Raw genomic sequence first — 11997 nt, 5'->3', positions numbered from 1 at the left:
TTGATCTTGTTCAGTCTTTCTCCGAACCCATTTGGCGCCGGCGAACTTTCTTATTTAATAGATGCGCATTAAAGAAAAATACGCCGGCTAAAATGACAGCAATTAAACCGCTTTCAATTAACACTGCTCTAGTTATCTCAAAAGGGAATCCTTTAGTCAGCATAAAAACCATGATAAGATTGGCAGCGGGAAACAGAAGAGCTTCAACCGCTAATCCCCGAAGAATAATAACCCATAAATCCAAACTCGCTTTTTTGTCCAGAAAAGCCTTGCTAATCAGGAGACCCAAAGCAAGGAGAACTCCAGCCAAAAAAGCCGGCAACCCATACTTGCCGATGGCTACCGCAACATCAATGGTTAAGCCCAGTCCCCACAAAACCGCACCAAAGACAATTGAAAGCAACTTATTAATCATAGAACCCCTCCAGTTGAATCCACTCGTTTCTTTTCAATATCCCTTATGCGGATTAAGATTTATACCCATGGTAACATTATTTTAGGTTCTCCGGGTTTAGGCATTCTAGTTCAGCTAAAACAAAACGACCATTTTTACGAATTAATTTCCCGTCAAAATAGATCTCACCGCCGCCGTAATCCGGTCTTTGAATAGATACCAAGTCCCAATGAATCGCCGATTTGTTGCCATTATTGCAGTCATCATAGCAGGAACCTGGCGTAAAATGAAAACTGCCGTCGATTTTCTCATCAAAGAGAGTATCTTTCATGGGTTTCATAATATATGGATTCATTCCAATGGCAAATTCTCCGACATAGCGTGCCCCTTCATCGGTATTGAAAATTTCCTCAATCCGCTGGGTATCATTAGCCGTGGCTTTGATAATTTTACCCTTTTTGAATTCTAAGACAATAGTTTCATAGGTAAATCCTTGATATAAAGAAGGGGTATTATAACTGATCCGCCCATTGACAGACTCCTTAATAGGTGCCGTATAGATTTCTCCATCGGGAATGTTCATCAGCCCATCACATTTAATTGCCGGCATATCTTTGATTGAGAATACCAAATCAGTACCCGGTCCTAAAATTCGGACCTGGTCAGTTTTCTCCATCAGATTTTTCAGGGGTTCCATGGCCTGTGACATCTTAGCATAATCGAGATTACAAACATCGAAGTAAAAGTCTTCAAAGCCTTCCACACTCATCGCTGCCAGCTGAGCCATAGAAGCCGTGGGATATCTTAAAACACACCAGCGAGTATGGGGAACACGTTGTTCACTATGCACCTTCTTTTGATAAAACGATGAATATAGTTTCAGAGAGCCGCTGGGAATATCTGACCATTCAGAAGCATTTTCTCCCGCGCGGATTCCGATATACGCCTGCATTTCTTTCATTCTGGCCAGATCCCAACGAGTCATAGCCTCAGCTTGTTCTAGGGTGAATTCTTTTAATAATTCCCGCATTAAGGTATTATTAATAACGGACACAAAAGGCATTCCTCCGGCTTGATAAGCGTGACGTACCAATGCTTGAGCAAGAGGAATTTCTGATCCAATGACTTCAATGAGAATTTTCTCGCCTGGTTTCAAAGCAATCGAATAATTAATTAAAGAATCGGCGAGCTTTTCAATACGTTGATCCTTCACTTCAGGGCCTCCTTAGACTCTATCGTATTTGTTTGATCCTTAAACCTTAACCTATAACCTTTAAACATACGGCACTTAAAAGAATACGCTGTTATACTTTCTTGCTGAATACATATTCATCCTGCTGAATCTCAAACGAGGAACCCACTCTCACCTATAGAAGCGGGTAAATGTTTAGAGGCTTGCCGCGTATTTCGTATATTCTTCATTCCTTAGCTTATTCCTTTTTCTTAGCAGATATCCGAGATGCAGTTAATATATACCTGCATTTAATTTGAAAATATGGAGGTCATCATGAGCTCAGACAAAACATTATGGGAATATCGTTTAAAGCCCGAGGATTCCGGTCAAAAATATCTTTCCATTTTAAAACATAAATTTCATTTTTCGCTCAAAGTATTACAGCATTTGAAACTGGGAGAAAGAGTCTGGGTGGACGGCCGCTTCACCTACCTGACTGCCAGAGGAAAAGAGGGGGAACTTCTCTCCATTCAACTGTTTTCTGAAGAAGACTCTCCGATTCAAGGTGAAAATCTGCCGTTAGCTATTCTTTATGAGGATGAATACCTCTTGGCCGTCAATAAACCTGTCGGGCAAGTCGTCCATCCCAATCGCCGTTATCCTGCCAATACCTTGGGAAATGCGGTTATTGGGTATTGGCAGCGCAAAGGCGAACAAAGACTTTATCGCCCTATACACCGGATCGATCGCAATACCTCCGGGGTAGTGATTATCGCCAAAAATCAGTTTGCCCACCAGCAGCTGGCTTATCAATTAGAACGCGGTCACATTCACAAACGTTACTATGGCTTTGTTCAGGGCTGCCTTCAGCAGAACAACGGAACCATAGATTCCCCCATTGGTCTTGCTCCCCATAGTTTTATCAAACGCCAGATTCAAGCAGAAGGAGAACCTGCCCGTACTGATTATCGAGTGATTTGCCGGTATTCTGAGGCCAGTCTCCTCGAATTTATCTTAGAAACGGGAAGAACTCACCAGATCAGAGTCCATTGTGAAGGTATCGGTCATCCTTTGCTGGGAGACGATCTTTATGGAGGAGAAACCTCACTGATTAACCGGCAAGCCTTGCATTCTGCGGTCTACGCCTTTCTCCATCCTGTGACTGGTCTCCCTCTCGTGATTCGAGCCCCCTTTCCCGAGGATTTCAAACATTTGCTGAAAGTCTTAAGGAAAATTTGATGTCTATGATTAAACGTTTCATATTATTTAACTTACCGTTGAGAATATTTTAAAAGATCTCTTATTTCCGTAAGAAGCTCTACTTCCTCCCTTGGGGCAGGAGGTGCAGCAGATTCTGCGGATTTTTTTCTGTTTAGGCGATTCATTAATTTGACCAATAAAAAAATCGAACCAGCTATGATTAGGAAGTCAAAAACAGACTGAATAAAATTCCCGATATTAATCGTCACGGCCTCTTTTATGATGTTCCCTCTGCTATCCGTGACAGCATTTCGCAACCAAAACTTAAGATCGGTAAATCGCACGCCGCCGACCAGCAGTCCAATAGGCGGCATGATAATATCTGCTACCAATGATGATACTATTTTGCCGAATGCGCCTCCGACAATAATACCTACCGCTAGGTCTACAACATTTCCCCGTGTTGCAAACTCTTTGAATTCATTAAGTAATCCCATGACAATCCCTCCATTTGAAAACTCAACGACAAAATTCTACCAAATATTCCCTAGAAAAACAACTTGGCAGATATGTTTAAGTTAGTTTGATTTTTAATAGACAAATTGCTATAATATCTATATATTAAACTATATTACAAGGATGTGTCTATTAAATGATTGTTTCCGAATTGTTTTGGAATGCTGCTCTGGATGATTTAAAACAGGGTTATCTTCAAGAGCCTGAAGACTATGTCTGTTTATTATGCGGCAAAAAAGTCGAAAGAGGAATTGTCTATCAGGAAGACGGGGTTTTCTATGAAGCCGCCCGCTATATGAGACTTCACATTGAACAAGCCCACGGTTCGGTTTTTGAATACCTCTGCAATCTGGATAAAAAGATTACGGGACTTACTGACCACCAGAAAACACTTTTAGGATATTTTTATTCGAGGAAAACCGATCCCGAGATTCAAAAAGAAATGGGCATTAAAAGCGCCTCCACCATCCGTAATCACCGGTTTTCTCTTAAGGAGAAAGAACGGCAGTCAAAGGTCTTTCTCGTCATGATGGAGCTTCTCAAAGAAAAAAGTCAACCAGAAACCTTTCTTACCCCACCTAAAACAGCAAGGATGGTCGATGACCGCTATAAAGTTACTCAAACCGAAAACGATAAAATCTTGCATAAACTTTTCCCTGAAGGTCTTGAGGGGCATCTGGAAACCTTTTCAGTTAAGGAAAAATACAAACTAATTGTTTTGCAGCAAATCGCTAAACGCTTCCAGGCCAATAACGTTTATACAGAAAAGGATATTAATCAAATTCTTAAAAATGTTTATCCGGATTTTGCTACACTCAGGCGATATTTAATTGAATATGGCTTTTTGCAGCGGACACCTGACGGCAGCCGGTATTGGCTTAACCAAGATTTTGATGAAAAAGGAGATAAAACCATGGACCGCAAGCAGGAACTAAAACGTCTCTACAAAGAAACTAAGACCGAAGCCGGTGTATATCAGATTAGGAACCTCGAAAACCAAAAAGTATATATTGAAAGTACTCTCAATCTGAAAACCATCAACGGCAAACGATTTAATTTGGATACGGGAACTTTTCCGAACCAGGCCCTGCAAAAGGAATGGAAAGAATTTGGGGAAAAGGCCTTCGCCATCGAGGTTCTGGAGATTTTAGAAATCCCTGAAGAAGGATATTTCGATGTTAAAGACGCACTTAAAAAGCTCAAAGAAAAATGGCTGAATAAACTTCAGCCATACGGAGAACGGGGCTATAACAGCCATAAACCTCTCGCTCGAGATGTAAAACTATAACCCGCCTTATATCTCAAGGAAAGCAGCCTTTGTTTATGTTTCGTTTATCTAAAGAAAGTATGCAACTGACAGTTAACCTTTCTGACAGCAGAACAAAATTTCATGAACAAAGGCTGCCTAAGAATCTTGTACTTATACCTTAATGATTACCCAAAATACTCCTTCATGGATAGCTCGTAGCCTGTTAACTTTCATAAGAAGGATCAACGGATTTTAAAAATTGATCCATGGTTTGGGTATCGAGGTCGCCTTTTATGATGTCATAATAGGTTTGATTAATAATAATGGGGTTCGTGAAAACTATATCCATGACTTCTTTATCATGGTCATAAAATACCGCTTTATGAATCCAGCCAACAGATGGTAAGGGATTTTTATCTTTCTTGATAATATAGTTATCCAAATAGCCCATAAACTGATTGATCTTTTGTTTGTTTTCTACCGATATAGGCTTGTTCAGTCCACCTCTCCCGTCATAGACTATTATTTTCGTTATATCGGTGGATTTTACATTCGTTACTTCACTTATGGTTTTTTCCTCAAAGTCAACGTTCGGCGAAAAGATGATCGCCTGTTCTTTAACCAGACCTCCAAGGACTACAATATTAAACTTATTGATGGCGTTATTTTCTAGGTAATTCTTTTGCGAGCTGCAATTGTCACCCACTAAAAGAAGAGGGTTACAATTGAGAGCTGCTAAAGCAGACCCGGATAGGCCATCATCAAAAGATTCCCCTGACGTTAAATAAATTGTCGTTAGATCCATTTCATTCTTGAATTTATCAATAACAGCTAGATTTCTCTGATATTTATCCTCCCCGTTTATTTGCTCAACATTAGGCAGTTCACTAACTAAGGATTCGCTTAATGAAGAACCTGCTCCGATAACATAGATTTGGGAAATTGGATTAAGTTTGATGTATTCCTTAACGAGATCTGGGATCACATTATGTGGAACCAATAATATGGGCATGTTTCTCTTAGCTGCAATAGGGGCTATGGACAGAGCGTCAGTAAAGTCTTCTCCTGTGACAACAGCAATTTCATGAACAGCATCTAGTTGATTAGCAACTATGACACTGGTTTCATATCTGTCCCGCCCGCATAATCTTTCGGTTTTAATGCCAATTAAAGACAATTGGTTTTCTACCGAAGAGGAAATTACACCTGTACCACCGATAATAATCATGTTAGTAATCTTCAATCGCCGAACAGTATTTAAGGTATCTTCCGGGATAATATCGGTCTCAGTTAAGAGTATTGGTGCCTTATATTTTTCAGCCAAAGGCGCGGCAATGATAGCGTCCGGATAATTTTTGCCATAGGTTAGTACACCATAATTTGATTGTTGCCAACCATCTTCCGCAATTGCAGCCGAAGTTGCATACCTGTCAAGACCTGATAATTTTTTTGTAGCTGCGTGTGCGTTCTTAGGGATAAAAAATGATAAGATCACCGCTAATATAATGATAAACGATACTTTTTTATTAAGCATATTAGTTAACTCTCCTTTCCGGAATACTCGATAATTTCTTGGTTTAGTGTCTGTATTCAATTATATCTTAAAAAAGACACAATTAGGAAAACTCTATCGTTAATATTTATAAAGAACACTTAGCCGATTCCCGAAGACACTGCCTTCGCAAAAGGGAGTATAACCTTTTGCGTTATACTTTCTTCTAGCATAAGTGCAACTAGGCAGCCGCCTGTATCAGAGACTGAAATAGGCTAATTCGTTCTAGCATAAAAAGGCGAAATGGTTTTACAAATTTTTGTTACCATTTCGCCTTTTCGGGTACCCCGTTTAGCCTAAAACTTTATTCACACATTGCAACTACAGGATTACTTGTTTGAAAACTCGTTTAATACACCATGGTTATATAGTGATATTAAATTCGCGAATTCTCTTGTTTTCTTAACAATAACTCATCAATACATTCTTGCCCTAATTCCGAGCAGCCTAATTCAACCGGTTCCTCACCGTAAAAGCCGTGATAATCCGACCCTCCCGTAATGGCAAGATGGTGTTTTTGCGCGTATTGTAGGGATTTTAACCGATTCTCTTCATTATGACTTGGGTGAAACACTTCAATCCCTCCAAGACCATATTCCGCCCATTCATCGATAGCGTCAAAATTACTGAGTTGACCGGGATGGGCCAAAACAGGGATTCCTCCTGCTTCTCTGACTGCCCGAATCGCGTCCAGAGCATCAACGTATTTCAACTGGATAAAGGCTAAACCTCGGGGATGGGTGTCGCTGCCCCGGTGGAAAAGCTTTTTATAGAGATCACCATAAATAGTCTTACAATACCCTTTGTCCAATAAAGCATGCATTAAATGTTGTTTATAAACACCTGTGCCCCCCTCATATTTCAGGACATCTTCCCAGGATATATCGAACCCTGCTGCTAAGATCTTCTGAAACATGTCATAGGATGCTTGCTTTCTGCTTTCCATGAGGGGATTACACAGACTAGCCAGCGAAGGATGCCCTGGTTTAATATAGAAGCCCAAGATATGCGCCCTCTTATTCCTCCGGTAATCATAAGCCGATATTTCAATCCCCGGAACAATAGTAACTCCCATCTTGGCTCCCAGATGCAAAGCATCCTGTAAGCCTTTGGTGGTATCATGGTCCGTAATGGCGAGATGGGAAATCCCCTTATCCTTAGCCTGACGGATAACCTCGCTTATACTCAGGGAATTATCGGAGATATTTGTATGTACATGTAAGTCAATCATTTTATCATCCTTCAAATCGGCTTAATTTATAAATTCCTTGTTAATTAATTCAAACACCTTAGACTATACTCCCCCGAAATCAGTTTAATCCTAAATAATTCGCGGCATAAAGCAATAATAAAATACCAGGGCCATGAGGATCAACAGTACGGTCCGAACAGCGCTGATCACCCGTCTAAGATGTGACCTGCCATCCAGGCTATCCCGGGATGAGATCGATAACTCGCCTGTGATCTGTTCCCCGTTCTTTGCCATATAGCAGTTTAAGACATCACAAATGCTCTCGGATTCTTCCCTTATCAGTTCTTCAAAGCGTGTCACAAAATCACCTTTTTTCTTGCTTTAAGCCATTTCTTTCTCAAGTCTAAACTTCAAATTTATCTCTAAGGCAAAGGGAAAGATATTCGCGGGCTTCATCCCAAATCAGCGGCGACCGAATGGCAGCCGCTGAAACTATTATGGATCAAACTCTACCATGAAACTGATTCCGTGCTGCTGAAAACCTAACTTCTGATAAAAATCATGAGCCGGCAGCCTTTTTTTATTGCTGGAAAGCATAAGTTTATAACATTTTTCCTCTTTTGCCTCGTCCATAACAAATTGCATCAGCATCGTTCCGATACCGCATCCTCTATACTCCTGACTGACGATCATATTTTCAGCAATAGCAAGTTTGGCACCTCTATGGCCCAAGTTATCAATAATGATCAAACTGCAAGCCGCGATGATTCGATAATTTTCCTCAACCACAAAAGCCTTATAATAAGGATATTCCTGCATCTTCCGCCATATCTTCGCGGCTTCGCCATCATCGATCGTCACCTCACCGTCCATGGCTTGTAAAAGATCTGTGATATCTGATAGATCTTGTTCACTCGCTTGTCGAATCAACATACGTTATCAACTCTTTCGCTATAGACATTAAAATCTGACTGAAACACAAGATTACCACCTACAAAAGATTTACGAAGGATAGGATAGTCCTGATGCATTTCCACAACGATTAAATCGGCACATTTTCCAACCTCGATGCTTCCTGCTTCCTTCTCAATTCCTAAAGCCTTAGCGGGATTGAAAGTTACCATTTTAACGGCATCTGTCAGTCTGATTCCTTCCTTCGATAAATAAAAAACAGCCGGAAGCATGGCGCTGGGCAAATAGTCGGAGCAGATGATGTCTGCAGCGTGATTAAGAATGGCATCAAGGGCTCGCATATTGTTGCTGTGGGACTTCCCGCGAATGATGTTGGGAGCACCCACACAAACATGAATACCTTTAGAGGCTGCATAGGCTGCTGTTTCCAAATTGATGGGGAATTCGCTGATGATCCCTTCGCATTCCAGGAGAGCGTTAATTTTCTCTTGGTTATCGTCATCATGAAAAGCCAAAGGAATTCCTTCCTGCTTGGCCATTTTAGATAATTCTCTTAGTTTAGTCCAACTGATTAGGGCCTGATTCTCCAGCGTTTTATCGAGAAACTCTTCGAATTCCTGTCCCTTTGGTCCATATGATTGAACTGTAAAGTCTTTTAGAGCTTCGGCATCTCTAAACTGCCCCTGGCCCGGTGTATGATCCATGTAAGACATCAAATCAATGCTCTTCGATTTAATGAGTCCCTCCAAAGCTTTAAGTCCTTCGAGAAACGTTAATTCATAGCGAAGGTGGATCTTGTGGTTAATCATCGAACGTGCTTTTTTTAGGGTATTAATGCTATTGATAATTTCCACAACCATCTCCTGATTTCGCACTCCCCACTCATCACTCAAGCTAAGGGAGTGAAACATCGTGGTAATACCGCTGACTGTGAGCTTTTTTTCCAGCTCATAAAAGGCCATGCGGGTAGGAAATAAAGTATTGGGCCTCGGTTGTATCTCCTTTTCAATAGCATCGCTGTGCAAATCAATCATCCCCGGCATGATAAAACAACCTTCCGCATCAATCATGGTAAGGTCTGAATAACATTTAACTCTGGGGAAATCCCTTTCCACTACCTCAACGATTCTATTTCCTTCAACTATAATATGGCCCTTGCAAACCTTCTCAGGCAAAATCATATTGGCGTTGTATAGGCAAATCCTATTTGTTCTCACGTTCAAATTTGCTCCCTTTGCTCTTTATTTCAAACGTTAAACTCTCCAAACCTTTTCCATTCCGCAAATGTTTGATAATAGCAACTCATTACGATACCTGCAGGTGGATTAGCCAAGTGTCTCTGAAGCCATGGCCGGCTAAGCTTTCTTTAATATCTTGCTTTTTAAGTTTGTAGAGATGGCTTCCAGCACGATGGCAAAAGCGATGATAAAGTAGGTTACCAAACCGATTTCTCTCAAGTCAAAATAGAAACCGCTGTCCATAAACAGATCGAAGCCAATTCCAGCCGCACCCGCTGCGGCGCCCATGGCAACTGCATTGGCGAAATTGATTTCAAATCGCATAAAAGTCCAGGATAGTAGGGAAGAAACAGAGGAAGGTATAACCGCTTGAAAAATAATTTGCCACCAATTTGCTCCGCTGGCCATCAAAGCTTCAATTACGCTTCTGTCCAATTCCTCAAAAGACTCGGAATAGGCCTTAGTCAAATAACTAACGGAGTGAAAGGTTAAACCAATAACCGCTGCCGCGCTGCCCAGACCGGCTGCCACGGCGAATATGAGAACCCAAAGAATCGTGGGAACAGCCCGGATAAAGGCAACAAAGCCTTTGATTATATTGGTAACTTGTTTAGGAGCTAAATTCTGAGCAGCCAGCAGCCCTAAAAACATAGCAATGATGCCACCAAATAACGTGGTCAAAAATGCTAAACCCATGGTGATTAACACTTCATAGAAAGCTCCCCATAAACTGAGCCGGTGAGCCGCAGGATGAAGAAATATAGTTTTAAAATTGTTTAATGTATCGCCGATGGCCTTCGCCATATCGACACTTTTATAATCAATGGTGAGCAAGGCATAGACAGTCAGTAACGATAAGACGGCCAATAATATCCACATAGTCAGAGACTCTTTACTCAGGGGCTTTGCTGGCAGGATCGCTTCCTCCATCTTCATCACATAATCACCCTTCTGATATTATTGGAAATCATTTCGATAAGGATTACAGTAATTACTATGAGAATTACCACAAGACTTGCGGCATGAAAATTAAAACTCTTATAGTACAAATCAAAGGAAAAACCGATCCCAGTCCCCGTCAGAAGCCCAACCAAAGTGGCATCGCGAATATTCGTGTCGATCATAAATAATACCCAACTGATCATTTGCGGGAGACTGGAAGGCAGGACGGATTGAAAGATAATATGAAAATAACCGGCACCCGTGGCTGACAAAGCTTCAACGGAGTCGTTAGACACTTCATCAATCGTCTCAATAAAGGCTCGTGTCAGGAAGCCGAAGGACCCCAAAAACAGTGCCAAGTAGCCTGTGATTGCACTCTGACTAAAAGCCAGCATTAAAACCATGGCCCAAGCGACGAGAGGTATGTTGCGGAATAGTGAAGCGATGCCCCTTGCTGCAAGACTAAAAAAACTGTTCATTCTGGTGGTTCGAGAGCCCACTAAAGCCAAGAGAACAGCAAAAACCGTGGCTGCCGTAGTCGCTGCGATGGAAATCAGAATCGTATCCCATAATTTCCCTAAAACATCCGGCAATATAGCCAGGGACTTGGCATCGGGATAAAAATTGGAGCCTCCCCAGATGAAGGCTTTGAGGAGACTGGTAAAACCCTTCGTCACATCATACTGGGTAATGACGATGGAACCGGCGGTAAGCAGCGTCAATAAGGCGAAAAATATCAGACTGTCTCTTCTGCGTTTGGCAAAAATATCAGATTGCATATTTTTCTCCTAATTCAACCATAAGATCATTGGACTCCGAACCATATATTTCCGCGATGATTTCGCCGGTTAGGGCGTTAGGGGAGCCGTCGAAGACTATTTTTCCTTGATTGACACCGATAATTCGGTCCGAATATTTCAAGGCCATACTGACTTGGTGCAAATTGACAATGACCGTTATGCCCATCGTGGCGGAAACATCTCTCAGGTAATCCATAATAATCTTGGCGGCATTAGGATCTAAGGAAGCAATGGGTTCATCACATAAAATCAGTTTAGGATCTTGAATTAACGCCCTGGCAATTCCCACCCGCTGCTTCTGACCGCCGCTAAGTTGGTCACAGCGTTTGTAAACCTGCTCACGCAGACCTAATAAGTCAATTATCTTGATGGCTTGTTGTTTTTCTTCTCGGTTATACCGCCCCATCACCCCGGCAAGGGTGGACTTATAACCCAGCCTGCCATGAAGAACATTCTCGATGACCGATAACCTATCTACCAGATTGTAATGTTGGAAGATCATGCCGATCTTTGTTCTAAGCTTTCTCAGCTCTCTTTTCCTCAGTTTGGAGACAAGAACCCCATCAAAGGTTATTTCTCCGCTGGTTGCTTCAATCATTCGGTTTATGCAGCGGAGGAGCGTTGATTTCCCAGCGCCGGATGGACCTATCACCGAGATAAACTCTCCTTCTGCAACAGAAAAGCTGATGTCTTCCAAGGCAGGCGTGGTACCGTGATAATACTTGGTAACGTTCCTCAGTTCCAACAAAGGCATACTCAATTCCCGTTTTACACCTAATTCACGTTTCACTCATAATCCCCCTCTCCATTGATACACTGAGAGAGAGG

Annotated in this window: 13 protein-coding genes; 2 read left to right on the top strand and 11 right to left on the bottom strand. The window is 41.7% G+C overall.

Annotated elements, in window-relative coordinates; genetic code table 11:
* Window positions 1-10: 10 nt before the first annotated feature.
* Window positions 11-415, bottom strand: a complete 405-nt coding sequence (locus DESACI_RS08310; protein WP_014826741.1) for a hypothetical protein — start codon at window positions 413-415, stop codon at window positions 11-13.
* A 76-nt stretch (window positions 416-491) separates the two neighbouring features.
* Window positions 492-1607, bottom strand: a complete 1116-nt coding sequence (locus DESACI_RS08305) for an aminopeptidase (protein ID WP_014826740.1) — start codon at window positions 1605-1607, stop codon at window positions 492-494.
* A gap of 294 nt (window positions 1608-1901) precedes the next feature.
* Between DESACI_RS08305 and DESACI_RS08300 the strand changes: the two genes are divergently transcribed.
* Window positions 1902-2807, top strand: a complete 906-nt coding sequence (locus DESACI_RS08300; protein ID WP_014826739.1) for an RluA family pseudouridine synthase — start codon at window positions 1902-1904, stop codon at window positions 2805-2807.
* Between the two features lie 32 nt (window positions 2808-2839).
* Here the strand turns inward: DESACI_RS08300 and mscL are convergent, their stop codons facing one another.
* Window positions 2840-3265, bottom strand: coding sequence for a large-conductance mechanosensitive channel protein MscL (gene mscL, locus DESACI_RS08295; protein ID WP_014826738.1), 426 nt, complete (start codon window positions 3263-3265; stop codon window positions 2840-2842).
* Between the two features lie 155 nt (window positions 3266-3420).
* On the opposite strand from mscL, the gene DESACI_RS08290 reads away from it, so the two are divergent.
* Entirely contained in the window at window positions 3421-4572 is a 1152-nt protein-coding gene (locus tag DESACI_RS08290; protein ID WP_014826737.1) for a DUF2087 domain-containing protein, read from the top strand.
* A gap of 184 nt (window positions 4573-4756) precedes the next feature.
* Here DESACI_RS08290 and DESACI_RS08285 read toward each other — a convergent pair whose 3' ends face one another.
* The 8 genes from DESACI_RS08285 to phnC form a co-directional block, all read right to left on the bottom strand.
* Window positions 4757-6067 carry a cell wall-binding repeat-containing protein gene (locus DESACI_RS08285; protein WP_014826736.1) on the bottom strand — a complete coding sequence of 437 codons (1311 nt, stop codon included), beginning with the start codon at window positions 6065-6067 and terminating at the stop codon, window positions 4757-4759.
* 394 nt (window positions 6068-6461) lie between these two features.
* Window positions 6462-7316, bottom strand: coding sequence for a PHP domain-containing protein (locus DESACI_RS08280; RefSeq protein WP_014826735.1), 855 nt, complete (start codon window positions 7314-7316; stop codon window positions 6462-6464).
* Between the two features lie 90 nt (window positions 7317-7406).
* Window positions 7407-7637: a hypothetical protein gene (locus tag DESACI_RS08275; RefSeq protein WP_041276014.1), complete on the bottom strand. Its 231-nt coding sequence runs from the start codon at window positions 7635-7637 to the stop codon at window positions 7407-7409.
* 135 nt (window positions 7638-7772) lie between these two features.
* Window positions 7773-8210, bottom strand: a complete 438-nt coding sequence (locus DESACI_RS08270; protein WP_014826734.1) for a GNAT family N-acetyltransferase — start codon at window positions 8208-8210, stop codon at window positions 7773-7775.
* Entirely contained in the window at window positions 8204-9406 is a 1203-nt protein-coding gene (locus tag DESACI_RS08265) for an alpha-D-ribose 1-methylphosphonate 5-triphosphate diphosphatase (RefSeq protein WP_041276013.1), read from the bottom strand. Before DESACI_RS08265 ends, DESACI_RS08270 begins: the two co-directional genes overlap by 7 nt.
* 138 nt (window positions 9407-9544) lie before the next feature.
* A complete protein-coding gene (locus tag DESACI_RS08260; RefSeq protein WP_014826732.1) occupies window positions 9545-10363 on the bottom strand; it encodes a PhnE/PtxC family ABC transporter permease in 819 nt (272 codons plus the stop codon).
* Window positions 10363-11148, bottom strand: a complete 786-nt coding sequence (locus DESACI_RS08255; protein ID WP_014826731.1) for a PhnE/PtxC family ABC transporter permease — start codon at window positions 11146-11148, stop codon at window positions 10363-10365. The genes DESACI_RS08260 and DESACI_RS08255 overlap by 1 nt, the downstream gene beginning before the upstream one ends.
* On the bottom strand, window positions 11138-11923 hold the full coding sequence (gene phnC / locus DESACI_RS08250; RefSeq protein ID WP_041276381.1) for a phosphonate ABC transporter ATP-binding protein: 786 nt from the start codon (window positions 11921-11923) through the stop codon (window positions 11138-11140). The genes DESACI_RS08255 and phnC overlap by 11 nt, the downstream gene beginning before the upstream one ends.
* Between the last annotated feature and the right edge of the window lie 74 nt (window positions 11924-11997).

Origin of the sequence: Desulfosporosinus acidiphilus SJ4 (genome assembly GCF_000255115.2) — a bacterium.
Classification (GTDB): domain Bacteria; phylum Bacillota; class Desulfitobacteriia; order Desulfitobacteriales; family Desulfitobacteriaceae; genus Desulfosporosinus; species Desulfosporosinus acidiphilus.
Note: the sequence above shows the minus strand (reverse complement) of the source record. Positions and strands in the feature narration are given on the sequence as shown.